This window comes from Azovibrio sp. (assembly GCF_049658005.1).
Lineage (GTDB): Bacteria > Pseudomonadota > Gammaproteobacteria > Burkholderiales > Rhodocyclaceae > Azovibrio.
Genome location: NZ_JBASOH010000036.1, coordinates 15,741 through 40,654 on the forward strand (window position 1 = coordinate 15,741; position 24,914 = coordinate 40,654).

Sequence of the window (24,914 nt, forward strand, 5' to 3'; positions counted from 1 at the left end):
CGCGAGGAACTGCGATGAAACACTACCGGAGCTTGCTGCTTCTGCCTTTTGTATTGACGGGTTGTGCCACAACCGAAATGCAGGGGGCGCTGGATTCCCTGAACGGACTGGGACAATCCATTGGGACCAGTCTGTCGCAAGCGGCTACGCCCGCAAGCGCGGCAAACCGCAACAGCTTGCTGGGCACTCCACTGCATAACGCCTTGCGCCAGAATCTGTCTCCCGACGGTCGCGCCCCGGAGTGGCCCAAGGTGGTGATCAGCAATCTGCAAATTCCGGCGGATCAGATGACCCTGACCCGTAGCCTCACGCTCAAAGCCAGTGATTGCATTCGCTTTGACGCAGTGCTCTGGCACGACGCCAAGCGCTCCGAGCGCTTCAGCAATCTGTCGCTCTGCGCGCCGGAGCTGCCGAAACAGTCGAACAATTTCGTGCTGACCTGGAAGAGCTTTTCCATCTCCGGCAAAACCACCGGTCAAATTCGTAGCGATGGACCGACCCCACCGTACAGCAAGCTGCTTAACATAATGGTTTTGCATACCTGAGAACCCAAGCTGGATGGGTTTGCAACAGTGGGAATGGATGCATGAGCCGGCACCATCGAAAGCAACGCCCTCCCTTCAGCTCTTTGCCACGGCATAAGCGAAGCGATGAGGTCATCCGCCTCAAAGGCAAGATGCGTCGCGACGCCGCCGAATATGGCGGGCGATTCACCAGTCACCTTGTGCTAATCGAGCCGGGCCGCCCCGATCTGTACAACCAATGGTTCGACTTTTACTTCCCCGGCAGGGATCGATTCACGATCTGGAACGCCGAGATCGTAACGGCACGGCAAGCGTTCTGGGATGCCGCGCACAACGAGGCGTCCTCGCGGGCCTACGCAGCACTGGGAGACGCCGACCTGGACAGGGAATCAAAGCTGGATTTCGAGCCCGCCGATGTCTCGCGCACGGGGAAGGTTCTCACCTATCGGAGGGTGAAGCGAGAACCTGTTCGGTACGTACAGTTCGACGGACGGACACTCTCCGAGCAGATCGACCTGCTGGAAACCGCCATCATTCGCGACGAGCCGCCTGTGATCTACGAATCGTTCAAGCTCGACTGGAGCTACGCCTACGGGATTGGCCTTCGTATCGTCCAGGATGTGGAGGTCATCCATCAAGCAGCTATCGAAGCTGCGATTGACCGCTTCCTCGCGATTGGAGAAACCGACGGGGTGTCGTCCGAGGCGGTGCCGCGTGATCACCTGCCATTGGTGCGTGAGCAAGAGGCACTGGCAAGCGTTGACTACCCTTCTGCCCAACTTGGGATGCCAGTTCGATGAAGCCGAAGAAAAAGCCGCTGTTGCCTGTGGACATCAAGTTGCCCGAGCGCGTCTTGCTTGAGGATTTTGTCATGTTTGCCACCCTGCGGACACTCGATGAGCTTGAGCAATTCCGGGAAGAGCACAAGGGGGAAGAGCACAAGGGGGAAGAGCACAAGTGGGAAGAGCACAAGAGGGAAGAGCACAAGGGCCAATTCGAGCTTGCCTGCGAGGGCAAAGGCGTAACCAGCGGACAGACCTTCTTGCGCGAATACGAATGGGGGTTCGGCACGTCGAAGTCTGCCGTCGTGCGAACCGTTATGAGTCCTGGCTTGGTCATTTCGTACCCGCTTTCATACCCGCTTCTGAAAATCCATCCACCCGGTCAGGCGATGGCCTGGATGCCGTTCTTTTCCACCACGGTCAGCAGGCGCAGGGCCGGGCCGCCGGGCTTCTTCACGCCGCGCTCCCAGTCGGAAACCAGGTTCTTGCTCACGTTCAGGTAGAGGGCAAAGATGGGCTGCGACAGGTGTTCACGCTCACGCAGGGCGCGGATGCGCTCGGGCGGCATGGGTTGCACCGGCGTCAGGCAGCTTTCGTCGAACTTGCGCATGGTTTGCTTGTCGATGGCGCCGACTTCATGCAGGGCCTCCATCGTCTCGTGGATGGCCGCGTAGGCTTCACTCCGGTATTTCTTCGCCATGATCGTGTACCTCCGTAAATTGCCCTGCCTCGATCAGCTTCGCCAAGTGCGCTTCCGACAGCCCCAGCACATGCTCCGCCGCCTTCTTGAAGTCGGCCTCTTCGTCATCGTCGATGTTGTCGCGGTCGCTCTTGGCGAAGCCGTACACGAAGAAAGCCCGCTCCGCCGTGCGGTACAGGATGATGGTGCGGAAACCGCCCGACTTACCCTGCCCAGGCCGCGCCACGCGCTGCTTGATGACGCCGCTACCAAGGTCAGCATCCACCAGGCCCTGCTCGGCGCGCTCGATGGCCTCCATAAGCGCCTTGTCCGCGATGCCCTGCTTGCGGGCAAACCGCTCGAACCAAGCGTTCTTGAAAACCCTCACGTACTAGCCTCGGCAAATTTAATATAACACATAGTATTACACCATGCAGGGAAAGGCAAGGACGGGCAAAGAGTGGTCAGGCCGTCTTTTTCAGCACGGCCCGGTTGATCTCGAACCCCTCGCGCACGACCTGGCCGCAGCAGGGACATACATCCTTGTCTTGGCGCCGCCCCATTGCCCGATACACCGTACTGGGGGCAATCCCCATTTCTTGGGCGGCGGCATAGGGCGTCATGCCATTGTCGATGAGTTCTAGCGCCGCCTGGGTCTTCGATTTCGTCACGGGTATGGCTCCTTTTATGGCTCCTTTTTCACAGGTGCAGTATGCCAGTAGCAGGAAGTGCTTGACAAAATGTATGTCAGTTCCTGCTATAGGCATGACAGGGAAGCGAAAGCGCCCTGGAAAAAACGAAGCCCGGCAGTGCAGCAACACCGCCGGGCCTCTAGCCACCACGCCGAACCCTTGAATGTCATCATCATCCTGAAAACCTCGGTCACCCCATACCGTTTGCATGTTTTTGCAGCAAACGGAGGGATTTTGGTGGTCCGATAGAGGCGAGGGTACGTTTGAGATGATCACAGCACAGGCTCCAGACCGAGGTGACGCCCAACTGCTCCGCAGCTTCACTCACCCAGGCTTGAAGCTGGCTGGAGATGCGCATCAGCACCTGCCGTGCTTTGTCGAAGTAGGCATGCTGGCCGGTCAGTGCGATCACGGTCTGGCCGGCGTGCTCGGTACGCCGGCCAGACCGAGGACATCAGCCAGGGTCGGCGGGTCATGGCTTCCAAGCGGGCTTCGGGATTGGCCAGGCGCACGAATAGACTCCACCCGTTGTAGATCAGCGCCACTGCGCGCGCCGATAGTTGGCAGCGATGCGGGTCGTGCGTGGTGAAGCCGCCCCAGCCCCACTGATTCTTGAGTTCATCGAAATCGTTTTCCGCGTCCGCCCGGTCGCGGTAGAGCTGGCCGAGCGAGAGGATCTCGTGATCAAGATTGGTGACCCGCACAGCGTACTCGTAGCCGGTGATACAACTCGATGAAGTACGCCAGTTGCCCCATCGGCGTCGCCGCACTGTCGGCTTCCCAACGAACCCGCACACGGCTCCCCCGCCGTCTGCACGCCAGCACAGGACAAAAGCATTTCTTTGCTCTGCAAACGCTTCAATTTCGACTCACCCATCGGGTGACTCCCTTGATCAACCCCCAAAACCATAGCTTGCCAGCCGTTCCGACTAAATGCACGTCTCCAACTGAGATTTTCAGGGTTATTCGAACCGAAGAGGGTGAGTGCAGCTAACTCATCAAAGAAAATCGACCGTACTTCGTCGGGAAGCGTCTTGAAATCACGGTGTCGCCGAATTTTGGCAATCAGGCGCTCCCTGAACAGCGAACGTCCCGCCTCCGTGTCGGGCAGAAACTCATTACGTTCAACAGGCTTCACCTGCGACCTCCTGCTTCCAGAGTTCGAGCTTGTCCGCCCACGCCTTCATCATGACCCGCCGCTCTTCGAGGTAGGTGGCATGGTTATAGGTGCGGCGCACCGAGTTGGGTTCCGCATGGGCAAGCTGCGCTTCGATGGCGTCCGGGCGATAGCCCATCTCGTTAAGACGGGTACTGCCGCTGGTCCGCGTGGCGTGTGGGCTATAGGCGCCACTCCACCCCAAAACCTTGAGTGCCTGGCGAAGCGATGCGGCGGACAAAGGGGCGTTGCGATCATCCCGGCCAGGAAACAAGTGCTTGCGATTGCCGGTAATGGCATGCAGTCCTTTGAGCATCTCCACTGCCTGTCGTGGCAGAGGCACGACGTGCTCCTTGCGTGCTTTCATGCGCTGCGCCGGGATACGCCAAACAGCCTTCTCAAGGTCAAACTCATCCCATTTTGGCTCTGCCGCTGCGCTCGGGCGTGCCAGTTTCCACCACATCAACTGCATGCAGAAATTGACCTGATAGCCGTAGCGGTGGTTTGCGAAGTCACTCAGCAGTTTGCCGATCTGCTCTTTACTCAGCGCCGTCTTGTGCTGCGTTTTGTTGGCGGGCAACGCCTTGCGGACGGGCCAGACGGGATCGTTGTCTGCCCGCAAGGTGGCAACCGCCAGTTCGAAGATGCCGGACAGGGTGCGCTTGGCTTCGGCTGCGACGGTCGGCGCACCGCGTTTTACGGTCTTGGTGAGGATGTCGAGAACGGGCGCAGGGGTGATGTCGCGTACCGGGAGTTTGCCGATGCTGGGGAATACCCCCCGTACCAGCATATCAAGAGCTTTCTTGAAATGAAAATCCCCATTAAAACCGGGGATTTTTCGTTGTTTTCAGGTTCCAATGCAATCTTGTGAAACCTCCAGAAAGAGCTTGAGTTACTTTAGACGTTGAACAGGAAGTTCAGCACATCTCCGTCCTGGACGACGTAGTCCTTGCCTTCCGAGCGCATCTTGCCGGCTTCCTTGGCGCCTTGTTCGCCCTTGTACTGGATGAAATCTTCGTAGGCGATGGTCTGGGCGCGGATGAAGCCGCGTTCGAAGTCGGTGTGGATGACGCCGGCGGCCTGGGGGGCGGTGTCACCCTTGTGGATGGTCCAGGCGCGCACTTCCTTGACCCCGGCGGTGAAGTAGGTCTGCAGGCCGAGGAGCTCGTAAGCGGCACGGATCAGGCGGTTGAGGCCGGGCTCTTCCAGGCCCAGGTCGGCCAGGAAGGCTTGCTTGTCTTCTTCATCGAGATCGGCCAGTTCTTCTTCGATCTTGGCGCATACGGCGACCACCGGGGCGCCTTCCTTGGCGGCATGTTCGCGCAGGCGGTCCAGGTGGGGATTGTTCTCGAAACCGTCTTCCAGCACATTGCCGACATACATCGCAGGCTTGATGGTGAGCAGGCAGAGGGGCTTCAGCAAGACCTTGTCGTCTTCGGAAAGACCGGCGGTACGGGCGGGCCTGCCTTCATTCAGGTGGGGCAGCAGCTTTTCCAGCACGGCCACCAGCTTCAGGGCGTCCTTGTCACCGGAACGGGCCTTCTTGATGTCCCGGTTGAGGGTGCGCTCCACCACCGCCATATCGGCCAGGGCCAGTTCGGTGATGATGGTTTCGATGTCGGCAATGGGGTCCACCTTGTTGGCGACATGCACCACATTGGGGTCGTCAAAACAGCGCACTACATTGACGATGGCATCGGTTTCGCGGATGTTGGCCAGGAACTTGTTACCCAGGCCTTCACCTTTGGAGGCCCCGGCTACCAGGCCGGCAATGTCTACGAACTCGACGATGGCGGGCTGCATTTTCTGGGGTTTGACGATCTCGGCCAGGGCTGCCATGCGGGCATCGGGGACTTCGACGATGCCGACATTGGGCTCGATGGTGCAAAAGGGGTAGTTGGCCGCTTCAATGCCGGCCTTGGTCAGGGCGTTGAAGAGGGTGGATTTGCCGACGTTGGGCAGGCCGACGATGCCGCATTTGAGACTCATGTTGGTTTTCCTTCAACGGCTTTGCCGTGCAATTGTTGTTGGGCCACAGGATAATCGCCCGCCGCCAGATAGGGCCAGGCCCTGAGACAACGCGCCAGGGCCCGGTCAATCTCGATCTGCTCTTCCACCCGGGGACGGTGCAGCACAAAATCCACCACCGGCTGGTTCAGGTTGAGGCTGCGCGGGTGGCCAATGCCAATCCGCAGACGCCAGAACTCCGGCGTGGAGAGGGCAGCCTGGATGTCCTTGAGCCCGTTATGCCCACCGTTGCCGCCGCCTTTCTTGAGGCGGATGCCGCCTGGAGGCAGGTCCAGATCGTCGTGTACCACCAGAATTTCTTCCGGCGCGATCTTGTAAAACCGGGCCAGGGCGCCCACGGCCTGGCCGGAGCGGTTCATGAAGGTGGCAGGTTCCAGCAGCCACAGTTCCCCCTGCCGCCCGACATTGCCGAAGAATCTGGCCTGGGGCGCCAGGCTGACCTTGAGCTGCCGGGCCAGCTGGTCGACAAACCAGAACCCGACGTTGTGGCGGGTGGCTTCGTAATCGGCGCCCGGGTTGCCCAGGCCGACGATGAGGCGGGGAATGGTCATGGTTTTACCCTGGCTGGCACTAAAATCAGCTGACGGCTAAAACAAAGGGCCGCCGTCGGTAAAACCGGGGCGGCCCTGAGTTTCCGATCGGCAGGATCAGGCGGCGGTTTCGCCTTCATCGGCAACCGCTGCGCCCTTCTTGGCCACACAGGTCACCACGGCCTGGTCGTCGCCATGCATCACAACGACCACGCCCTTGGGCAGGTTGAGCTGGGAGACATGCAGGGATTCACCGACCTTCATGTCCTTCAGATCCACTTCGATGAACTCGGGCAGATCGGCGGGCAGGCAGTTGATTTCCAGTTCGGTGATGACATGAGCGATCTGGGCGCCGCCCAGCTTCACGGCAGGGGCGACATCCTGGTTCACGAAGTGCAGGGGCACCTTCTGGTGCAGCTTCTGGTTGGGGTCAACGCGCTGGAAGTCCGCGTGCAGGCACAGGGGCTTGTAGGCGTGCACCTGGAAGTCGCGCAGCAGAACCTGTTGCTTCCTGCCTTCCAGTTCGATGGTGAGCACGGAAGCGTGAAAAGCTTCCTTGCGCAGACCTTGATACAGCTGGTTGTGGTCGAATTCGACGACTTCGGGTTCCTGACCGGCACCGTAAATGATGCCCGGGACCTTGCCGGCACGACGCAGGCGGCGGCTCGCACTCGATCCTTGCAGCGTACGCTTTTGAGCATTGAGAAGAAATTGCATGATGACTCCAGTAAGAAGACCGACCCGCGACCAGGTCAGCCGGTGAAAAAACTCAGTCGATGAACAAGGAGGAAACGGAATCGTCGTTACTGATGCGACGAATGGTTTCCGCCAGAATGGGGGCCACGGACAGCTGACGGATGCGGCGGCAGGCAGCGGCGGAATCCTGCAGCGGGATGGTATCGGTGACGACCAGGGAATCCAGGTCGGAATCGTAGACCCGCTCCACGGCGGGACCGGACAGCACCGGGTGGGTACAGTAGGCCACCACCTGCCTGGCGCCGTGGGCCTTCAGGGCGGTCGCGGCCTTGCACAGGGTGCCGGCGGTATCCACCATGTCGTCCATGATGACGCAGGTACGGCCTTCGACCTCGCCAATGATGTTCATCACTTCCGAAACATTGGCCTTGGGGCGGCGCTTGTCGATGATGGCCAGATCGCATTCCAGGCGCTTGGCCAGGGAGCGGGCGCGCACCACGCCGCCGTGATCGGGTGAGACGACCATGGGGTTTTCGTAGTTTTGCCGGTTGATGTCATCGAGCAGGATGGGCAGGGCGTAGATGTTATCCACGGGAATATCGAAGAAGCCCTGAATCTGCTCGGCGTGCAGATCCATGGTCAGGACCCGGTCGACGCCGGAAGCCATGAGCATGTTGGCGACCAGTTTGGCGGCAATGGGCACCCGGGAGGAGCGGGAGCGGCGATCCTGGCGGGCATAGCCGAAATAGGGAATGGCTGCGGTGATGCGGCCGGCGGAGGCGCGCTTCAGGGCATCGACCATCACCAGCATTTCCATCAGGTTGTCGTTGGTGGGGGCGCAGGTGGATTGCAGAACGAACACGTCGCGGCCGCGCACATGTTCCTGGATTTCGACGCTGACCTCCCCATCGGAGAAGCGGCCCACATGGGCGCGCCCCAGTTCCACATTGAGGGCAGTTGCCACATCGGCGGCCAACTTGGCGTTGGCATTGCCGGTAAAGACCATCAGACTGTTGTAGGCCATTTGCTTTCCCTGTGGGTGCGCCCACCCGCCAAAAACGACTTCGGGCAGGTGGAGTACCTGCCCGAGGGATTCAGTGGCTGGGGAAGAAGGATTCGAACCTTCGAATGCCGGAATCAAAATCCGGTGCCTTGACCAACTTGGCGACTCCCCAGCGGTTCGCTTGAGCAGATTCCCGTTCAAGCGAGGCGCGCATTATATACAAAAAAATTTCGATTGCGCTATAGATTGATGAAAGTTTTTCTTCTTCAGAGCCCAAGCAGGGGGTGCGCCGCCAGCCCCTGCGCCACCCAGCCCTGCCAGCCGGCCGGCAATTGCCTCGCCAGCTGGCGGGCCTCCGCTTCCCCGGCAAAGGCGGCAAAGACACAGGCGCCGGAACCGCTCATGCGGCTGCCCTCCGCCCCGGCCCGGCGGCGCAGCCAGTCCAGATGCTCGCCCACCTCCGGAAACAGGCGGCAAGCCACGGGCTCCAGATCGTTACGCCCGTCGCCGGGCCGCCAGTTTTCCGCCGACAACGGGGGCGTGGCGCGGCACAGGTCTGGCGCCCGGAAGATGTCCTGAGTCGGCACCGCCACCGGCGGCTCCAGCACCAGGTACCAGGCCTCGGGCAGGTCCACGGGCAGCAAGCGCTCGCCCACCCCCTCGGCAAAGGCATTGCGACCGAAGACAAAAACGGGCACATCCGCCCCCAGGGCAAGCCCCAGTTCCTGCAGGCGACTACGGCTCAGGCCCAGGCCCCAGAGGTGGTTGAGGGCCAGCAGCACCGTGGCGGCATCGGAACTGCCGCCGCCCAGGCCGCCGCCCAGGGGTAGCCGCTTGTCCAGAAAAATGCGGACACCCTGGCGGCAACCGGTACTGGACTGCAGCAGGCGGGCGGCCCGCACGGTCAGGTCGGAGTCGGGCGGCACTCCGGGCAAGGGAGTTTCCAGTACCACCGCTCCATCGTCGCGGGGCTGAAAGCGCAGGCGGTCGCCATGATCGAGAAAGCGAAATACGGTCTGCAACAGGTGATACCCATCGGGACGCTGCCCCACCACATGCAGGAACAAGTTGAGCTTGGCCGGCGCCGGCCAGTCCGACGCCCAGGTCCAGACCGCGCTCAAGGCAGGGATTCCCAGCTTTCCATCGAGAGGCGCAGCTTGAGCACTCCATCGAGGCTGGCATCGAGGCGGGACGGCAGGCGGGCGCCATCGCCGTAGTGGTAGGTCAGCAGCCAGCCGGATTCCCGCACCCGCCAGGGCCGGCCTTGGGCATCCGGCTCCACCAGGGCACCGGGTCCCGGACGGGCCTGGACCCAGGCCGACAACTCGTCCAGGGGCAGGGCGACGCCCAGCACCTCGGCTAGCAACTGGTCTGGGTCGCTGGATTCACGCCGGCTGCCATCGGCCAGTTGCAGCACCACCGCTCCTTGCTGAGGACGCTGCAGTTCCGCCACCCCCTGCCCCAGAGGATCGGAGAACAACAGGCGGTCGCCCGCCCTCCCGTGCTGCCACTCCAGACGCCCGGAAAACTGCCGCCCCCCTTCCTCCCCGGCCGCGGCCAGCAACTGCACGCTAAAGCGTGCCACCAGATCGAAGGTATCGGGCCCGCCGGTGTCGGTAGCCAGGGCCAGGCCGTCTCCCAGCCGGGCAGACGGCACGGCACAGGCCGAAAGAAAGCCTGCGCTCAGCAGGCTCCAGATCAGTTGGCGGCGGGAATTCACGGTTTGAATTTCTTCAGGATGGCTTGCAGGGTCTCATTATGGGGCGCCTGAGCCTGGGCCTTCTGCCACAGCTCCAAGGCTTCCTGGTGCCGCCCCTGGCGCCAGAGCACCTCGCCCAGGTGGGCCGCAATTTCCGCGTCGGCCTTGAGGGCATAGGCCTTTTCCAGCACCTCCCGGGCTTCCTGGAGCTTGCCTTGACGATACAGCACCCAGCCCAGGCTATCCATGATGAAGGGGTCCTGGGGCGCCAGGCTGGTGGCTTTCTGGATCAGTTCATGGGCTTCCTTGAGGCGCAGATTGCGATCCGCCAGGGAATAGCCCAGGGCGTTGTAGGCATGGGCATTGTCGGGCTGCAGCTTGATCAGCTTCTTCAGAAGGGTTTCCATTTCCTGGAACTTGCCCAACTTCTCAGCGGCCAGGCTCGTGTCATAGAGCAGATCCGGCTGTTCCGGCTGCAGCTTGAGGGCGGCGGCCAGGGTGGCGTAGGCTGCCGCATACTGCCCTCCTTCGCGCAGCAGCTGGGCTTGCATCTGGGCCAGATGGACTTTCTCCTGGGGGGTGCGCACCGTGCTCTGGCGCAAGAAGGCCAGGGCCTCATCCCGCTTGCCCTGCTCCACCAGCAACTGGGCGCCACGACCGCGCGCCATCAGGTACTGGGCGCCGCCCTCGACCTGCTTGTAATGTTGCAGGGCGGCCGCCTTGTCCCCCGCCGCCTCTTCGATCTGGCCAAGGAAATACCGCACCACGTCCCGATCCGGAAAGGGCAATTCCAGCAGGCGGGAAAACTGGCGGCGGGCAGTTTCCAGATCCTGTTCCTGCAGGGCCAGCATGGCGACGGGGTAGACCACCTCGGGATTGTCCGGCTCCAGCTTGAGCAAGGCATCAAACTGCTGCCTGGCTTCCGGATAGCGCTTGGCGCCGATCAGGACCCGGGCCAGATGCAAGCGCACTTCGACCGCCCCCGGATGACGCTGCAGATAGTCGGAAAGCAGCCGGACCGCTTCATCGACCCGCTCCTCACCGGCCTCCTTGAGCACGATCTGGGATTCCAGCAGCACCGGCGCCTCCCATTCCGGCTTCAGTTTCTGAGCCCGGCGCACCTCGAACCGGGCTCGCTCCAGCTGACCGGCATTGAAAGCCGCCAGGGCAATGGCGTAATAGGCCTCGGGCAGGGTGGGATAAGGCTGGGCCATGCGCTCCACGAACGCCAGCACCGCCGGCTTGTCCGGATGTCGCGCCAGCAACCGGTTCAGGTCGAGAAAATTGGCGCCCAGGCTGGCGGGGTCCGCGGCCAGCAACTGGCTGATGGGGCCATCCAGTTCATCGATGCGCCCGGCCATCACCAATAGCCCGGCCAGACTCTGACGGGCCTGTTGCGATTCCGGCTCCAGCTCGACCCAGATCCTTGCCAGCTCCAGGGCCATGCCATATTGCTGGGCAGCCCCGGCCAGTTCCACGGCGCGCTTCACCACCGCCGGGTCGCGGGTACGCAGGGCCAGATCCTGGTAGGCACTCACCGCCAGATTCACCTGTCCCCGCTGCAGGGCGACCTCCCCCAGCAGGAGCTGGAAGACGACCTGGCCCGTCAGCCCCTCGGTCTGGCCGGCCCGGGCCAGCCAGGCCGCTGCCTCATCCTGTTCGGAAGGTGCGGCCAGCGCAGCCCCGCCAACCGGCAATAACAGGGCCATGAAAAGGAGAGATGCCAGCAATCGGGAAGACATGATTTACATCCAGTACAGGTGAACGATAGGGTGAAGCCGGTAAACTCGGGCTAGCGGCGCATGTTATTGCGCTTTTCCTGGAGTCACAAGCCAATGCCCGAATTACCGGAAGTGGAAGTCAGCCGTCTGGGCCTGGCGCCTCATCTGGAAGGCCAGACCCTGTCGGCCTTCACCGCCCGCCGCGCCAACCTGCGCCTGCCCATTCCCATCGAACTGGCGGAGCGGCTGCGGGGCGAGCGGCTTGCCACCCTGAGCCGGCGCGGCAAATACCTGTTGTTCCACTTTCCCGGGGCGGGAGGCTGGCTGATCCTGCACCTGGGCATGTCCGGCAGCCTGCGCCTGGTGCCGCCGGGCACCCCGGCTGGCCTGCACGACCACCTCGACCTGGAATTCCCCCACACCGTGATGCGCCTCCGGGACCCGCGCCGTTTCGGCCTGGCGGTCTGGCAGGCGGGGGACGATCCCGAAATCCATCCGCTGCTGGCAGTGCTCGGCCTCGAACCCCTCTCCGACGCCTTCACCCCGGACTGGCTCGCCGCCCGGGCCCGAGGCAGGCAGCAGCCCATCAAGCAACTCCTGATGGATGCCCGCACCCTGGTCGGAGTGGGCAATATCTATGCCGCCGAAAGCCTGTTCCGGGCCGGCATCTCGCCCCTGCGCCCGGCGGGCCGCATCAGCCCGGCGCGCCTGGGCCAGCTCGTGGCAGCAGTGCGCGAAACCTTGCTGGACGCCATAGCCTCGGGCGGCAGCAGCGTCCGCGATTATGTGCAGAGCGACGGGGGCGCCGGCAGCTTCCAGTTGCGCTGCGCGGTGTACGCCCGGGCCGGCCAGCCCTGCCCACGCTGTGGCGGCAGCATTCGCCAGGTGCGCCAGGCCGGCCGCTCCACTTTTTATTGCCCCGCCTGTCAGCGTTGAAGAATCCCGGGCCACCCTTGCGGGGGTTTGCCAACGTGCTAAATTATCGTTTCATTGCCTTTTTTCAGGGAAATCCCGATGTCCCTCGCCCAACAATTTGCCGCCTACAGCCAATGGCGCAGCCAGCTTGCCGAAGCGGTGGCCAATTTCCGCCAATGGTTGATGGATCAGGAACTCAGCGATGCCCAATCGGAATTGCGGCTGTCCCAGTTACTGGAACGCCTCAAGGAAGACCGCTTGAATGTGGCCTTCGTGGCGGAATTTTCCCGGGGCAAGTCGGAACTGATCAATGGCATCTTTTTTGCCGAATACGGCAACCGCATCCTGCCCTCTTCCGCCGGCCGCACCACCATGTGCCCGACGGAACTGCTCTACAGCCCCGGGAAGGCACCGGGCATCGAGCTGCTGCCCATCCAGACCCGCCACAGCAACACCAGCATCAGCGAGTTCAAGCGTTTCCCCGAGGAATGGCAGATCGTGCCGCTCGACATCGGCTCGGCCGAGGCCATGCAGTCCGCCCTGCGCCAGGTCAGCGAGGTCACCCGGGTCAGCCCCGAAGAGGCCCGCAACCTGGGCTTCGATGTCGGCGGCGAGAGCGAAGCCGGACTGTTCCATGCCGGGGAGGACGGTCAGGTGGAAATCCCCCGCTGGCGCCACGCCGTCATCAACTTTCCCCATCCGCTGCTCAAGCAGGGCCTGGTGATTCTCGACACCCCGGGTCTGAACGCCATTGGTACCGAGCCGGAACTGACCCTTTCGCTACTGCCCAATGCCCATGCGGTCCTGTTCATCCTGGCCGCCGATACCGGGGTGACCCAGTCCGACCTGTCGATCTGGCAGGAGCATATCGACACCGGCAACAGCAAGCGCGGCCGCATGGTGGTGCTCAACAAGATCGACGGGCTCTGGGACGAACTGAAGACCGAGGCGGAAATCGAAGCGGAAATCGCCAAACAGGTGCGCTCCTGCGCCAGCATCCTGAATCTGAAAGAAAGCCAGATATTCCCGGTCTCGGCCCAGAAAGGCCTGGTCGCCAAGATCAACGGGGACGAGGAACTGCTGGCCAGAAGCCGCCTGCCGATCCTGGAAACCGCCCTCTCCGAGGAACTGATTCCCGCCAAGCAGGATATCGTCCGGGATAACACCGAAGGGGAATTCAACGACATCTACCTGCGCGCCCGGGACCTGCTCGAATCCCGCCTGGCCGGGCTGCGCGAACAGCTCGCGGAACTGACCGAACTGCGCGGCAAGAACAAGGGCGTGGTGGAATACATGATGGGCAAGGTGCGTTCCGAGAAGGAAGAATTCGAGGCCGGCCTGCAGCACTATTATGCCGTGCGCAGCGTCTTCTCCGCCCTGACCAACAAGCTGTTTGCCCACCTGGGCCTGGATGCCCTGCGCAGCCTCACCCACGAGACCCGGGAAGCCATGCTGGAGGCCGCCTTCTCCAAGCACCTTTCGGATGCCATGCAGGGCTTCTTCAGCGTCACCCGCGGCAACCTGGAAAAATCGCGGGAAGAAGTGGAGGAAATCCGCAGCATGATGGAGGCGGTCTATAAGCGCCTCGCCGTCGAATATGGCCTCAAGCTGCCGGCTCCCGCCGCCTTCTCCCTGATGCGTTACGAGAAGGAACTGGCCCGCCTGCAGGCCTGGTGCGACACCCACCTCAACACCCCCTTGAGCCTGCTCACACACGAGAAGAAGAACATCACCCAGAAGTTCTTCGAGGAAGTGGCGCTCCAGGTCAGAAAGGCTTTCGAGCGGGCCAACCGGGATGCGGAAAACTGGCTCAAGGCCATCATGGCCCCGATGGAAACCCAGGTGCGGGAACACCAGATCCACCTCAAGCGCCGCCTGGAAAGCATCAAGCGCATCCACCAGGCCACCGACACCCTGGAAGACCGGATCGGCGAACTCGAAGGGATGGAAGCCGAGTTGCTGGCGCAGATCCAGTCCCTGGAAAACATCGCCTCCGCCCTGCGCGGCCTGCTCCAGCCCCAAGCAGCCGATCAGGAAGCCCTGGCGGCCTGATCCAGGACGGGGAGCAGGGAACGGCCCACCTCCTCCGGGCTGCTCTCCAGCCACCCCTGGACGGCCAGGATGCCGTCGCCACGCAGGTACAACCCCTGGGGCAGCGCTTCCAGCCCGTTCAAGAGCAGGCGCCGGGCCATTCACGGCCTCTCTCCTCAGGGCACGCTGGGGATCACCTGCCCGGAAAACAGCAGCCCCACCGCCTGCACGGCCCGCACCGGCAAAGCCTGGCCCAGTTCCGTCTGTGCCTTGCGGCGCAGACGGGAGAGCAGCACCTCCACCCCGTGATAGTCCCGGTCGCTGTACTTGCCCCAAAGCAGGATGACCAATTGTTCCTTGGTCAAGGTCTGGCCGTAGCAGGCCATGAGTCCCCCCAAGAAGCGCTGCTCGGTGGTGGTCAGCAACATGCTCCGGCCATCGGGGGCCACCAGCCGGGGGCCCTGCGGGTCCAGCCACCAGCCCTCGGAGCGCAGGTTCTGCTGACAGCGGCTTTCCCACAACATGGCAAGGCAGTAGAGCAAGCGCTGGAAGTGGACCGGCTTGGCAACACAGCAATGAACGCCTCGTTCACGCACTTGCGCCTCGCTCTCCGGGTGCACCAGGGCAATCAGGCCATGGGTCCCCAGCGGCTGGAGATGGCTCAGGATGGCGGTTCCGGCCCCATTCGGCAAACTCTCGTCCACCAGGACCAGATCGGTCTTGCGCACTGCCAGTCCCCGATAAAAGGCCAGTTCGCTGTCCGCGCCCCAGACTGCGGCCCCCCGGGAGCGCAACTGGTCGAGCAGGTTTTCTCGCAATACGGAGTCGGCAATCACCACCGCCAGGGTTGGCGCCGGGTCGGAAAACAGGAAATCACTGCTGGCCATGGCACATCTCGGTTGTCTCAAGCAAGGCCGCATTGTGAAAACCAGGCCGCCCCCGTGCACTCACAAGCGCTCTCTCAATCCGCTACCGGGCTTTTGCCCCCCGCCAGCATGGCCTTCATGGCCTCCAGGCGGGCCGAGCCGGTGGCCTTGTCGGCCGGGGCCGCTGCCTTGCCGCCGGAAAACCGCAGATCCTCCTTGCCCATTTCGGCGATGAAGCGCGACGGCTCAGAGGTGACCCACTCACGATTCTGCTTTCTGCGCTCGCAGTAAGAAACATGCAGGCTCTGGCGGGCCCGGGTGATGCCCACATACATCAGGCGGCGCTCCTCCTCCACCTTGCCGGTTTCGACCGATTCCCGGTGCGGCAGGATGCCCTCTTCCACCCCCACCAGGAACACATGCGGGTATTCGAGGCCCTTGGCGGCGTGCAGGGTGGAGAGCTGGACCGCGTCGAATTCCTCTTCCCGCTTCTCGAGCATGTTGATGAGGGCGATGGTCTGGGTCAGATCGACCAGGGTTTTGTCGTCCTCCTCCCCTTTCTTCGTCAGCCAGGCGGTGAATTCACAGACATTGGCCCACTTGCTTTGGGCCGCGCGCGGCTCCTCGTGGTCGAACAAGAAGGCTTCGTAGGCGATCGCGGCAAGCAGATCGGGCAGCACCTGCTGCGCCGGCTCCCGCTCGGCGCGGGCCTGCATCCGGGCGATGAAGTGGCAGAATTCGAGCAGGGGTTCGAGCTGCCGGGCCTGGACTCGCTGGGCAAAGCCCTCCTCGAAGGCCGCCGCGAACAAGGAGAGGTGCCGCTCCCCGGCATAGGCGCCGAGGGTCTGCAGGGTGCTGGCGCCGATGCCGCGCTTGGGCGTGGTGGCGGCGCGGATGAAGGCCGGATCGTCCTCCAGATTGGCAAAGAGGCGCAGGTAGGCAATCAGGTCCTTGATCTCGGCCTTGTCGAAAAAAGACTGGCCGCCGGAGAGCAGGTAGGGAATGCGCTGGTTCCTCAACTGCTGCTCGAACAAGCGGGCAAGGTGGTTGGAGCGGTAGAGAATCGCGTAGTCGGACCACTTGCCCCGGTTCTCGAAACGGTGGGCCTGGAGCCGGATGGCGACGCTCTCCGCCTCCCGCTCGTTGTCGGGGCAGACGGTGACGCTGATCTGTTCCCCTAGTCCCAGTTTGGACCAGAGCTTTTTGTCAAACAGCTTCTCGTTGTGGGCGATGAGGTTGTTGGCGGCCTTGAGGATGCGCAGCGTGGAGCGGTAGTTCTGTTCGAGCTTGATCACCTTCAAGCGCGGAAAGTCCTGCGGCAATTTGCGCAGGTTCTCGATATCGGCGCCGCGCCAGGCGTAGATGCTCTGGTCGTCGTCGCCCACGGCGGTGAATTGCTGGCGCGGCCCGGTAAGGCGCTTGAGGAGGGCGTACTGACAGGCGTTGGTATCCTGGTATTCATCGACGAGCAGGTAGCGCAGGCGGTTTTGCCACTTCTCCCGCAGTTCCGGCTGCTGCTCGAACAGCAGCACCGGCAGCCGGATCAGGTCGTCGAAATCCATGGCCTGGTAAGCCTTCAGGGTGGCTTCATAGGAGCGATAGACCTGGGCGGCGAGCTTTTCCGTCTCGCTTGCCGCCAGGCCCTGGGCGGCCTCCGGCGGCACCAGGGCGTTCTTCCAGTTGGAAATGATGGACTGCAGCGTGCGCAAGTTGCCCTTGTCGACGCTACCGGCCAGGTCGGCGATGATGCCGGCGCAGTCGGCCGCATCGAAGATGGAAAAGCGGGGCTTGTAGCCCAGCACCTTGGCTTCTTCCCGCAGGATGCGCACCCCCAGGGAATGGAAGGTGGAAACCTGCAACTGCCTGGCGGCCTGGGCGGAGATCCGCTTCCCCAGGCGCTCCTGCATTTCCCTGGCGGCCTTGTTGGTAAAGGTGATGGCGGCGATGTTGCGCGGCTCGAAGCCGCAGCCTTGCACCAGATAGGCGATCTTCTCGGTGATCACCCGGGTCTTGCCCGAGCCGGCGCCGGCCAGCACCAGAAGCGGCCCATCGAGGTAATGAATGGCTTCTAGCTGCTGGGGATTGAGACCTGACATGGAAGAGGCAAACCGGGAATGAAGAACGGGCGCGGTTGAAACCGCGGGGTAAAAACAAGGGCAGAAACGAGAACAGGGCGGATTCTACCCTGTTCGCCCCTCAGGCTTCCAAATCCACCCTGGCCAGGCCTTTATCTGCTTCGGGCAGGGACTGCAACAGGCGGGAGGCTCCGCTCCCGAGCCGGCCCAGATCGGCGGCGAGCGCCAGCGCGGCCTGATGCATCTGCGCCTCGCCCTGAAAAGGCCCCTGGGCGAGGGCCTGAACGGAATTGAGCAATTCCTGCAAGGCGTAATGCGGGGCGACTTCCAGCGCCGCCGCCGCCGTCACCTGGCGCGGCCCGAGCCGGACCCGCCGGGGCGAACGGGCGTCGCCGGCAGCGGGCAATGCGTGGGAAAGCTGGGACAGTTTCATGGCAGACCTCCTGACTCATTGACGGCCCGAGGCCCCGCCACCTTGAGGAAAGCACTCCCGGAAAGCACCGGAAAGCACCGGAAACCTCAGGAAAATACAAGGGTTGAAAAATACGAGGGATCAAAGGGCGCCAGGTACTTTTTCAGCAGATCGCTGCCCGCGCCCAAGGGATTCTGGCGCAGGGCTTTTTCCTGTTCGCCAATCGGCATGGTGATCGTCGTGCTCGACCGGAAAAGACTCAGCCGGCCGCCAGGCCCACCACGCTGCCGATCACGATCAAGGCCGGCGGCTTCACCCCGTGCCGGGTGGCGGTATCCGGCAGGCTGGCGAGCGTGCAGGACCAAAAGCGCTGCTGCGGCAGGGTGGCCTTGTAGATCAGGGCGGCGGGCGTGGCCGGGTCGAGACCATGGGCCTCGAGTTGCCTTGCGATACTTTCCAGCCCGGCCATGCCCATGTAGAACACCAGGGTCTGGCCGGGCCGGGCGAGGGCCGGCCAGTCCAGATCGACGCTGTGGTCCTTGAGGTGGCCGGTGACGAAGACGCAGCTCTGGGCGTGGTCCCGGTGCGTCAGGGGAAAACCGAAGGCGGCCCCGGCCCCCAGGGCGGCGGTGATGCCGGGCACGATCTCGACGGCGACCCCCGCCGCCAGCAGCGCTTCCATCTCCTCGCCACCCCGGCCGAAGACGAAGGGGTCGCCCCCCTTGAGCCGCACCACCCGCTTGCCGGCGCGGGCCAGCCGCAGCAGCAGGGCGCTGATCTCCTGCTGCGCCAGGGTGTGGCGGGAAGCCTTCTTGCCCACGTAGATGCGCTCGACACCGGCGGGAATGCTCGCCAGGATCGCCTCACCCACCAGGTGGTCATACACCACGACCTGGGCGGCCTGGATCAGGCGCAGGGCCTTGAGCGTGAGCAGTTCCGGATCGCCAGGTCCGGCCCCCACCAGGGCCACGGCCCCGCTTGTCTGTGCTTGGCTGGTTTTCATCATTCAGGCTTCATCTTCGGCCGTTTCGGCCTCCGGTTCGAAAGGCATGCTCAGGACCGATTCAATGTACTCGACCGGCAAACGATGCTCCTGTGCCAGGTCTCCGGCACTTTTCCCGCTCGTCCAGATCATTTCCAGCCAGCCATCGAGGCCAGTGGACAGGGAATGGCCCGCCTGTTCCCCGTCACGCGTGTTGCGCTCGCCCTCCTCCACCGCATATTTGCTGGCATAGCCCCGGGGGGTAACCATCAGGCCGTGCTGGATGAAGGTATTGGAATTGCCGATCAGCACGGTGGACAGCATGCCGATATCCGCCTCCGCCATTTTCGCCAGGGTGGTGAACTCGATGCGCTGCCTGGGCCGGTAGGCGGACTTGACGATGGCCACCGGGGTATCGGGGCTGCGGTGGCGCAGGAACAGGCGCTGAGCCTCAAGAATCTGGCGGGTACGGCGGCCGCTCTTGGGGTTGTACAGGGCTACCACGAAATCCGCGTAGGCCACCGCATCAAGCCGCCGGGCGATGGTGGGCCAGGGGGTGAGCAGGTCGGAGAGGGAAATGGCGCAGAAATCATGGGTCAGCGGCGCCCCCACCAGGGCGGCACAGGTATTGATTGCCGAGGCACCCGGCACAATCTCGACCTCGACGCCGCAATCCGGCGTCCAGCCCGCCTGGAACAGGACCTCGAAGGTAGGGCCGGCCATGCCGTAAACCCCCGCATCCCCGGAGGACACCAGGGCCACCTTCTTGCCCGCCCGGGCCCGCTCCAGGGCCTCGATGGCACGGTCCAGCTCTTCCGTCATGCCTTTCTTCACCACCTCCTTGCCATCGATCAGGCTCGCCACCAGGCGGATGTAGGTCGCGTAACCGATTACCGAATCGGCCTCGGCAATGGCCGCCCGGGCTCGGCCAGTCATGTGTTCCACGGCGCCGGGGCCCAGGCCCACGAGCATGATCTTGCCGGTTTTGGAAAGCGTTGCATTCATTCTGGAATCCTTGCAATGGAGACGGTGGCATTGCGGCCACCTTGGCCGCGCAGCTTGTATTTTTCGATGAGCAGACAGGACGCATCGGCCCCAGCCGCCAGCAGGGCGGCGGCTTCCGAGACCGAGGGGGTACCGGTGTACTTGCGCACGATTTCGGAAGGGTTGGGCACCGGCACGACGGCCAGCACTTCCGGCGGGTAGAAGGTGAGGGTGAGGCCAAAGCGTTCGGCAAAACCGAGCAGGCCCACTTCGTCCGCCTTCAAGGTGATGCTGGCGCCGGCCGCCACCTGTTCCGGAGCGAGACCGGCGGCGGCCAGGGCCTCCTGCACCGCTTGTGCAATGGTCGCCTCCGGGGTGCCACGGTCGCAGCCCAGGCCCAGGGCCACTTTCGGGCCGGCCAGGCTCAAGCGCCTTGCTCCACGGGCGGCCGGTAGGTGACCAGCCGGCCGGCCAGGCGGGGTGCCAGTTCCGGCGGCAGAGGGCGGTGGCTGATCCACAGCACGGCGGCGACGACGTCCAGATCCACATCTTCCAGGCGGGAGAACAGGATGACATTGGCCGGCAGGGGACCGCTGCGGCCATTGGCGTGGCGCGGCCACCAGTCGGCGCTACCGGCTTCCTGCACCAGGGCCACGAGTTCGTCGTTCACCACGGCGGCGCTGGCCTTCACCACTTCGTCGTGGGTCGCCTCAAAGGTCCAGCCCAGCTCTCGTCCCAGCAGGTCGACTGCGATGGTTTCCCGGGCATCGGAAGCCGTGGTCAGCACGGGCTGAGCCCCCAGGGCGGTAGCCAGATGGCCGGCCAGCTGATTCGCCCCGCCCAGATGGCCGGACAGCACGGGTATGGCGAACTTCCCGGCTTCGTCGACCACCACGACAGCCGGGTCGCTCTCCTTGTTCTTCAGGTGCGGCGCGATCAGGCGCACCACCGCCCCAAGGGAAATGATGCAGACGATGCCATCAAAAGCGGCAAAGAGGGCGGGCACCTGTTCGCCCACCTTGCCGGTATAGCAGTGCGCCTGACTGCCGGGGGTGTTGCCCGCGGCGGCTTCGGCTTCGAGGCGGAATTTCTCCGGGGCGAACAACTGGGCTCCGGGCAGGGCGGCCACGACCCGGCAGGCCATGGCGATACCGTGCCTGGTGATGGAGACGACGGCGATCTTCATGCTAGCGCCTCGGAGCTTTGGGCGGCATCCGCCAGGGCCTTGCGGGCCCGGCAGCCGCGGCGCAATTCTCCCCGCACCCGCTTGGGATTCTGCACCAGCAGCAAGGAGAGGTAATTCACCTTCTCGTCCTTGAGGGAGGCCACGTCGCGGACAATGCGCTCTTCCGGCGAACCGACCCTTTCCACAAACACGGAGCTGCCCAGCAAGTCGCGTTTTTCCAGCAGTTCGATGACCTCCCGCATCAGGGGTTTGACCTTGAGCAGGGCCAGGGTGTCGAACTCATCCAGCAGGTGGTTGATGACTTCCACCCCGTAAGCGGCAGGGATGATGGCGAAGGTTTCATCCTCTTCCGCCAGAATGACTTCCGCACTGGCGGCCGCGGCGGCAAAAGAGGAGACACCGGGGATGGTTTCCACCCGCACCTCCGGGGCCCGTTCCCGCACCACCCGGGCCAGGTGGCCAAAGGTGGCGAAGGTGGAAGCATCGCCTTCCACCAGGAACACCAGGTCGCGCCCCTCGGCCAGCAGGGCCACGGTCTGTTCCGCCGCCCGGGCCCAGGCCCTGGCCAGGATTTCCGCATCCCGGGTCATGGGGAACACCAGTTCCACCGCGTCGGCGGGTACGGCAATGCCGCCCCGCTCGACGATGGAGAGGGCACAAGAGGACTCCTCGGCCTTCTTCACCGGGTACAGCCAGCGGGCGCCGGATTGCAGGGCGATCCAGGCGCGGCGGGTGATGAGTTCCGGGTCGCCGGGGCCCAGGGAGGCACCGATCAGCTTGCCGTAGATTCGGGATTGGGGATGATTCATGGATTTACCTTGTCGTTCCAGGCGGTCACGATCCACACCGGGTTCTGGGCCACCATGCGATGCATGTGCAGGATGGGCTGGCTGCGACTGGCCTGAATCTGCACCACGTCCCAAACGCCCCCCTTGTCCTTGAGAGTCTGGGTGGCCGTGGCCAGGTTTTCCAGGGTTACGAAGTTCATCACCAGGCGCCCGCCGGGCCGCAGCCGGGCCAGGCTGAGGTCGATCAGTTCCGCCAGTTCGCCGCCCGAGCCGCCGATGAAAACCGCATCCGGGTCGGGCCAGGTTGCCAGGCCGGACGGGGCCTTGCCTTCCACCAGGGTGTAGTTGCCGATGTGGAATCGCAGGCTGTTGGCCCGGGCATTGGCGGCATCCGCCGCATTCTTCTCAATCGCCCAGACATGGCCCAGGGGGGCCAGCCGGGCACATTCGAGACCGACAGAACCGGAGCCTGCGCCGATATCCCAGACCCGGGCGTCGGGTTTCAGGGCCAGCCTGGCCAGGGACAGAGCCCGGGCCTCCTGCTTGGTGATCAGCCCATTTTCCGGGGTGCGCTGCTGGTAAGCCTCGTCCTCCAGACCGAAGGCCGGGCCAGGTTGCAGCTCGTGTTCCACCAGCACCACGGCAGGTTCCGGAAAATCCATGGCGGCGGCCTGCTCCAGGCTCAGTTCCTGGTGGATGGCCTCGTCTGCCAGCAGCAGGCGGCTGGCGACGCAAAGGCGCACCGGCGCTCCAGCGCTGCCGTAGCCTGCCGCCAGCAAGGCCCGGGCCAGGCGGGCTGGATCGTTCTCGGGGCTGGTGAAAGCAAACACCCGGGGATGCAGAGCAATGGCCCGCATCAGGGAATACAGGCCATGCCCGGGCGTGGCCCCGGGCTGCCATTCGCCGGCATCTTTGCTGTGGCAGGAGGCAATACGCACGTCCTGCCAGGGCTTCTGCCAGCGGGCAAAAGCCAGTTGCAGTGTTGAGGGAGCAGGCAGCACTTCCAGCGTTCCCCGCCCCAGCTTGCCAATCAGATAGCTGCCCACGCCATGGCAAAGGGGATCGCCGGTGGCCAGCACGACCACGCACTGGCCGGCGGACCGGGCGCTTGTCACCCACTCCAGGGCTTGCATCAGCGCGCCGCCCATGTCGCGCACGGCACAGGCGGGTGCGAGATGCGGCCGCACCAGTTCCAAGGTACGGCCGACCCCGATCACCAGATCGGCGCTGGCCAGCAACTGGCGAGCCCGGTCTCCCAGACCGGCCCAGCCATCATCGAGAATACCAAGGATGTGGACGCGCTTCATGCCCAGGCCTCCGCCTGATCGACCCGGCAGACGAACCGCCCCTCGAAGTCGCAGACCAGCACTGCCAGATGGTAGTTGCCCGGATACTGCCCCTTCAGCGCCCGGATCGCCTTCTTCGCCAAACGGCGGTGGAATTCGACGGACAAATCCAGGGCCGCCAGACGCTCGGCGGCAAAGCGGGCCGTTTCGGCGACGCGAATTTCCTCGATCAGGTCATCCGGCGCCCCTGCTTCCCGGGCCGCATCGGCCAGGATGTCCCGGTCCACCTCCGCCTTCCAGGCATGGGTCACGGCCAGGCCCTGACACATCTTGGTGAGCTTGCCCACCATCGCCCCCACATAAACGTGAGGCAACTGGCGCCTGATGGCGCTGATGAACGCCGCCTTGACGAAATCCCCCATCTGCACGAAACAGGATTCCTCCAGATCGGGCAACTGGCCCATGGCGAATTTCTCCGTGCGGCCACCGGTGGTGAACACCACGCTGGTCTGGCCCTGCTTCGCCGCCACATCCACCGCCTGGACCACGCTGGCGCGGAAGGCCGCAGTGGAATAGGGGCGCACGATGCCGGTGGTGCCCAGGATGGAAATGCCGCCCAGGATGCCCAGGCGGGCGTTCAGGGTTTTCTTGGCCATCTCCTCGCCGCCGGGCACGGAAATCGTGACCTCCAGCCCGTCATGCTCCAGCAATTCGCCGGCCACGGCGCGCAGGTTGTCGCCGATATTGCGACGCGGCACCGGATTGATGGCCGGCCCCCCTACCTCGAGCCCGAGCCCCTCCTTGGTGACGGTCCCCACACCGGTTCCGCCCAGCAGGATGATTTCTCCGGCCCGGTGCTGCAGCAGGCGTACTTGAGCCGTCATGTAGGCGCCATGGGTAGCATCCGGGTCATCGCCGGCATCCTTGACGATCATGGCCAGGGCCAGTTGCTCGGCCTCCAGCACCATTCCCTGCTGCACGGAAAAGCTCACTTCCTGGCCGTTGGGCAGACGGCACAGGACCTTCTCCGGCACCTTTCCGAGCAACAGCCCGAGGGCGGCGGCACGGGCCGCCGCCGCCGCACAGGCGCCGGTGGTGAAGCCGGTACGATTGCCCCGCGCCCGTTTGCCATCCCCCTTGCGCATCTTCCCGGGCGGGGTGGTAGCGGCCGGGAAGGCGGCAGATGTGGCCCTGGCCGTCATGCCACCTTCTTCTGTTCAGCTTCTGCCAGGGACAGCATGGCGTGAATCGCGGCCACCACCAGGGTCGAACCGCCCTTCCTGCCCTTGATGACCACCCAAGGCACTTCATTCACGGTCATGAGCAGGTCCTTGGATTCGGCGGCGGAAACAAAACCCACAGGCATGCCCACCACCAGGGCAGGACGCACCCCTTCCTCGCGGATCAGGCGGACCAGTTCGATCAGTGCCGTGGGGGCGTTGCCGATGCCGACAATGGCCTCATTCAGGGTGCCTTGCCGCTGTGCCTTGCGCATGGCCTGGACGGCCCGGGTGGTGTCCTGGGCCTGGGCGGCGGCAATCACATCAGGGTCGGAAATGTAGTGGTGGATGCTGAGGCCGAAATGCTGGAGGCGAGGCCTGGAAAGGCCGACACAGATCATTTCCACATCGGCTACGATCGGGGTGCCGCCCTTCAGCACCGCCAGCATGCCGGCCTGCATGACGTCGGGATGGAAGGCGGTCAAACCGTTGAATTCGAAATCGGCATTGGCGTGGATCATGCGCCGCACCAGGGGCCATTGCTCGGCCGTATAGGCGTGGGGGCCGGTTTCGGCATCAATGATGGCAAAGGAGTCATGCTCGATGGCACGGCCGGCGGCAGTCAGTTGCTCGGTGATGGTATTGGACATGCGGGAGAC

At 63.7% G+C, this 24,914-nt stretch carries 28 protein-coding genes and 1 tRNA gene; 4 read left to right on the plus strand and 25 right to left on the minus strand.

Annotated features, from left to right (window positions below; translation table 11 throughout):
• The first annotated feature begins 14 nt into the window (after window positions 1-14).
• Window positions 15-545, plus strand: coding sequence for a hypothetical protein (locus WBH99_RS03520; RefSeq protein ID WP_424218731.1), 531 nt, complete (start codon window positions 15-17; stop codon window positions 543-545).
• A 41-nt stretch (window positions 546-586) separates the two neighbouring features.
• Window positions 587-1,324 carry a hypothetical protein gene (locus WBH99_RS03525; RefSeq protein ID WP_424218732.1) on the plus strand — a complete coding sequence of 246 codons (738 nt, stop codon included), beginning with the start codon at window positions 587-589 and terminating at the stop codon, window positions 1,322-1,324.
• Between the two features lie 364 nt (window positions 1,325-1,688).
• On the opposite strand, the gene WBH99_RS03530 is transcribed toward WBH99_RS03525, so the two are convergent.
• From WBH99_RS03530 to WBH99_RS03590, 13 genes are all read right to left on the minus strand, one after another.
• Window positions 1,689-2,006, minus strand: a complete 318-nt coding sequence (locus WBH99_RS03530) for a helix-turn-helix domain-containing protein (RefSeq protein ID WP_424218733.1) — start codon at window positions 2,004-2,006, stop codon at window positions 1,689-1,691.
• Complete coding sequence (locus WBH99_RS03535; RefSeq protein WP_424218734.1) at window positions 1,984-2,373, minus strand: type II toxin-antitoxin system RelE/ParE family toxin; 390 nt, start codon at window positions 2,371-2,373, stop codon at window positions 1,984-1,986. The genes WBH99_RS03530 and WBH99_RS03535 overlap by 23 nt, the downstream gene beginning before the upstream one ends.
• Window positions 2,374-2,449: 76 nt before the next feature.
• Entirely contained in the window at window positions 2,450-2,656 is a 207-nt protein-coding gene (locus WBH99_RS03540; RefSeq protein WP_424218735.1) for a helix-turn-helix domain-containing protein, read from the minus strand.
• A 211-nt stretch (window positions 2,657-2,867) separates the two neighbouring features.
• A complete protein-coding gene (locus WBH99_RS03545; RefSeq protein WP_424218736.1) occupies window positions 2,868-3,089 on the minus strand; it encodes a hypothetical protein in 222 nt (73 codons plus the stop codon).
• 712 nt (window positions 3,090-3,801) lie between these two features.
• Window positions 3,802-4,668, minus strand: coding sequence for a tyrosine-type recombinase/integrase (locus WBH99_RS03550; RefSeq protein ID WP_424218781.1), 867 nt, complete (start codon window positions 4,666-4,668; stop codon window positions 3,802-3,804).
• Between the two features lie 62 nt (window positions 4,669-4,730).
• Window positions 4,731-5,822: a redox-regulated ATPase YchF gene (gene ychF / locus WBH99_RS03555; RefSeq protein WP_424218737.1), complete on the minus strand. Its 1,092-nt coding sequence runs from the start codon at window positions 5,820-5,822 to the stop codon at window positions 4,731-4,733.
• Window positions 5,819-6,412, minus strand: coding sequence for an aminoacyl-tRNA hydrolase (gene pth / locus WBH99_RS03560; protein ID WP_424218738.1), 594 nt, complete (start codon window positions 6,410-6,412; stop codon window positions 5,819-5,821). Before pth ends, ychF begins: the two co-directional genes overlap by 4 nt.
• Window positions 6,413-6,508: 96 nt before the next feature.
• Window positions 6,509-7,108 (minus strand): 50S ribosomal protein L25/general stress protein Ctc, encoded by a 600-nt coding sequence (locus tag WBH99_RS03565; protein ID WP_424218739.1) that lies wholly within the window; start codon window positions 7,106-7,108, stop codon window positions 6,509-6,511.
• Window positions 7,109-7,160: 52 nt separating this feature from the next.
• Window positions 7,161-8,111 (minus strand): ribose-phosphate pyrophosphokinase, encoded by a 951-nt coding sequence (locus WBH99_RS03570; RefSeq protein WP_424218740.1) that lies wholly within the window; start codon window positions 8,109-8,111, stop codon window positions 7,161-7,163.
• Window positions 8,112-8,185: 74 nt separating this feature from the next.
• Window positions 8,186-8,262: transfer RNA gene (locus WBH99_RS03575), tRNA-Gln, on the minus strand.
• A gap of 94 nt (window positions 8,263-8,356) precedes the next feature.
• On the minus strand, window positions 8,357-9,211 hold the full coding sequence (gene ispE, locus WBH99_RS03580) for a 4-(cytidine 5'-diphospho)-2-C-methyl-D-erythritol kinase (protein ID WP_424218741.1): 855 nt from the start codon (window positions 9,209-9,211) through the stop codon (window positions 8,357-8,359).
• A complete protein-coding gene (locus tag WBH99_RS03585) occupies window positions 9,208-9,810 on the minus strand; it encodes a lipoprotein insertase outer membrane protein LolB (protein WP_424218742.1) in 603 nt (200 codons plus the stop codon). Before WBH99_RS03585 ends, ispE begins: the two co-directional genes overlap by 4 nt.
• Complete coding sequence (locus tag WBH99_RS03590; protein WP_424218743.1) at window positions 9,807-11,531, minus strand: tetratricopeptide repeat protein; 1,725 nt, start codon at window positions 11,529-11,531, stop codon at window positions 9,807-9,809. Before WBH99_RS03590 ends, WBH99_RS03585 begins: the two co-directional genes overlap by 4 nt.
• A 93-nt stretch (window positions 11,532-11,624) precedes the next feature.
• On the opposite strand from WBH99_RS03590, the gene mutM reads away from it, so the two are divergent.
• Together mutM and WBH99_RS03600 are read left to right on the plus strand one after the other, a co-directional pair.
• Complete coding sequence (gene mutM / locus WBH99_RS03595) at window positions 11,625-12,446, plus strand: bifunctional DNA-formamidopyrimidine glycosylase/DNA-(apurinic or apyrimidinic site) lyase (RefSeq protein ID WP_424218744.1); 822 nt, start codon at window positions 11,625-11,627, stop codon at window positions 12,444-12,446.
• Window positions 12,447-12,524: 78 nt separating this feature from the next.
• Window positions 12,525-14,477, plus strand: coding sequence for a dynamin family protein (locus WBH99_RS03600; RefSeq protein ID WP_424218745.1), 1,953 nt, complete (start codon window positions 12,525-12,527; stop codon window positions 14,475-14,477).
• Here WBH99_RS03600 and WBH99_RS03605 read toward each other — a convergent pair.
• The 12 genes from WBH99_RS03605 to WBH99_RS03660 form a co-directional block, all read right to left on the minus strand.
• The gene (locus WBH99_RS03605; RefSeq protein ID WP_424218746.1) at window positions 14,456-14,617 is read right to left on the minus strand and encodes a hypothetical protein; all 162 of its coding nucleotides are present in this window, start codon (window positions 14,615-14,617) and stop codon (window positions 14,456-14,458) included. The two genes, WBH99_RS03600 and WBH99_RS03605, sit on opposite strands and share 22 nt — an antisense overlap.
• Window positions 14,618-14,632: 15 nt before the next feature.
• Window positions 14,633-15,343 carry a response regulator transcription factor gene (locus tag WBH99_RS03610; RefSeq protein WP_424218747.1) on the minus strand — a complete coding sequence of 237 codons (711 nt, stop codon included), beginning with the start codon at window positions 15,341-15,343 and terminating at the stop codon, window positions 14,633-14,635.
• A 74-nt stretch (window positions 15,344-15,417) separates the two neighbouring features.
• Window positions 15,418-17,418: a UvrD-helicase domain-containing protein gene (locus WBH99_RS03615; protein WP_424218748.1), complete on the minus strand. Its 2,001-nt coding sequence runs from the start codon at window positions 17,416-17,418 to the stop codon at window positions 15,418-15,420.
• Between the two features lie 100 nt (window positions 17,419-17,518).
• Entirely contained in the window at window positions 17,519-17,830 is a 312-nt protein-coding gene (locus WBH99_RS03620) for a hypothetical protein (protein ID WP_424218749.1), read from the minus strand.
• Window positions 17,831-18,068: 238 nt separating this feature from the next.
• A complete protein-coding gene (cobA, locus tag WBH99_RS03625) occupies window positions 18,069-18,815 on the minus strand; it encodes a uroporphyrinogen-III C-methyltransferase (RefSeq protein ID WP_424218750.1) in 747 nt (248 codons plus the stop codon).
• Window positions 18,816-19,796: a precorrin-3B C(17)-methyltransferase gene (cobJ, locus tag WBH99_RS03630; protein WP_424218751.1), complete on the minus strand. Its 981-nt coding sequence runs from the start codon at window positions 19,794-19,796 to the stop codon at window positions 18,816-18,818.
• Complete coding sequence (locus tag WBH99_RS03635; RefSeq protein ID WP_424218752.1) at window positions 19,793-20,203, minus strand: cobalamin biosynthesis protein; 411 nt, start codon at window positions 20,201-20,203, stop codon at window positions 19,793-19,795. The genes cobJ and WBH99_RS03635 overlap by 4 nt, the downstream gene beginning before the upstream one ends.
• The gene (locus WBH99_RS03640) at window positions 20,200-20,961 is read right to left on the minus strand and encodes a cobalamin biosynthesis central domain-containing protein (protein ID WP_424218753.1); all 762 of its coding nucleotides are present in this window, start codon (window positions 20,959-20,961) and stop codon (window positions 20,200-20,202) included. Before WBH99_RS03640 ends, WBH99_RS03635 begins: the two co-directional genes overlap by 4 nt.
• Window positions 20,958-21,770, minus strand: a complete 813-nt coding sequence (gene cobI / locus WBH99_RS03645; RefSeq protein ID WP_424218754.1) for a precorrin-2 C(20)-methyltransferase — start codon at window positions 21,768-21,770, stop codon at window positions 20,958-20,960. The genes WBH99_RS03640 and cobI overlap by 4 nt, the downstream gene beginning before the upstream one ends.
• Window positions 21,767-23,056, minus strand: coding sequence for a precorrin-6y C5,15-methyltransferase (decarboxylating) subunit CbiE (gene cbiE, locus WBH99_RS03650; protein WP_424218755.1), 1,290 nt, complete (start codon window positions 23,054-23,056; stop codon window positions 21,767-21,769). The genes cobI and cbiE overlap by 4 nt, the downstream gene beginning before the upstream one ends.
• Window positions 23,053-24,237, minus strand: a complete 1,185-nt coding sequence (locus tag WBH99_RS03655) for a cobalt-precorrin-5B (C(1))-methyltransferase (RefSeq protein WP_424218756.1) — start codon at window positions 24,235-24,237, stop codon at window positions 23,053-23,055. The genes cbiE and WBH99_RS03655 overlap by 4 nt, the downstream gene beginning before the upstream one ends.
• Window positions 24,234-24,905, minus strand: a complete 672-nt coding sequence (locus WBH99_RS03660; RefSeq protein ID WP_424218757.1) for a precorrin-8X methylmutase — start codon at window positions 24,903-24,905, stop codon at window positions 24,234-24,236. The genes WBH99_RS03655 and WBH99_RS03660 overlap by 4 nt, the downstream gene beginning before the upstream one ends.
• Window positions 24,906-24,914 lie beyond the last annotated feature (9 nt).

Coding starts and splice junctions, on each gene's coding strand:
- WBH99_RS03520 (WP_424218731.1), top strand. CDS start 15: ATGAAACACTACCGGAGCTTGCTGCTTCTGCCTTTTGTATTGACGGGT.
- WBH99_RS03565 (WP_424218739.1), bottom strand. CDS start 7,108: ATGCAATTTCTTCTCAATGCTCAAAAGCGTACGCTGCAAGGATCGAGT.
- WBH99_RS03570 (WP_424218740.1), bottom strand. CDS start 8,111: ATGGCCTACAACAGTCTGATGGTCTTTACCGGCAATGCCAACGCCAAG.
- cobI (WP_424218754.1), bottom strand. CDS start 21,770: ATGAATCATCCCCAATCCCGAATCTACGGCAAGCTGATCGGTGCCTCC.
- cbiE (WP_424218755.1), bottom strand. CDS start 23,056: ATGAAGCGCGTCCACATCCTTGGTATTCTCGATGATGGCTGGGCCGGT.
- cobA (WP_424218750.1), bottom strand. CDS start 18,815: ATGATGAAAACCAGCCAAGCACAGACAAGCGGGGCCGTGGCCCTGGTG.
- pth (WP_424218738.1), bottom strand. CDS start 6,412: ATGACCATTCCCCGCCTCATCGTCGGCCTGGGCAACCCGGGCGCCGAT.
- WBH99_RS03615 (WP_424218748.1), bottom strand. CDS start 17,418: ATGTCAGGTCTCAATCCCCAGCAGCTAGAAGCCATTCATTACCTCGAT.
- WBH99_RS03590 (WP_424218743.1), bottom strand. CDS start 11,531: ATGTCTTCCCGATTGCTGGCATCTCTCCTTTTCATGGCCCTGTTATTG.
- WBH99_RS03610 (WP_424218747.1), bottom strand. CDS start 15,343: ATGGCCAGCAGTGATTTCCTGTTTTCCGACCCGGCGCCAACCCTGGCG.
- ychF (WP_424218737.1), bottom strand. CDS start 5,822: ATGAGTCTCAAATGCGGCATCGTCGGCCTGCCCAACGTCGGCAAATCC.
- WBH99_RS03605 (WP_424218746.1), bottom strand. CDS start 14,617: ATGGCCCGGCGCCTGCTCTTGAACGGGCTGGAAGCGCTGCCCCAGGGG.
- WBH99_RS03620 (WP_424218749.1), bottom strand. CDS start 17,830: ATGAAACTGTCCCAGCTTTCCCACGCATTGCCCGCTGCCGGCGACGCC.
- WBH99_RS03640 (WP_424218753.1), bottom strand. CDS start 20,961: ATGAAGATCGCCGTCGTCTCCATCACCAGGCACGGTATCGCCATGGCC.
- WBH99_RS03600 (WP_424218745.1), top strand. CDS start 12,525: ATGTCCCTCGCCCAACAATTTGCCGCCTACAGCCAATGGCGCAGCCAG.
- WBH99_RS03525 (WP_424218732.1), top strand. CDS start 587: ATGAGCCGGCACCATCGAAAGCAACGCCCTCCCTTCAGCTCTTTGCCA.
- WBH99_RS03660 (WP_424218757.1), bottom strand. CDS start 24,905: ATGTCCAATACCATCACCGAGCAACTGACTGCCGCCGGCCGTGCCATC.
- cobJ (WP_424218751.1), bottom strand. CDS start 19,796: ATGAATGCAACGCTTTCCAAAACCGGCAAGATCATGCTCGTGGGCCTG.
- mutM (WP_424218744.1), top strand. CDS start 11,625: ATGCCCGAATTACCGGAAGTGGAAGTCAGCCGTCTGGGCCTGGCGCCT.
- WBH99_RS03655 (WP_424218756.1), bottom strand. CDS start 24,237: ATGACGGCCAGGGCCACATCTGCCGCCTTCCCGGCCGCTACCACCCCG.
- WBH99_RS03530 (WP_424218733.1), bottom strand. CDS start 2,006: ATGGCGAAGAAATACCGGAGTGAAGCCTACGCGGCCATCCACGAGACG.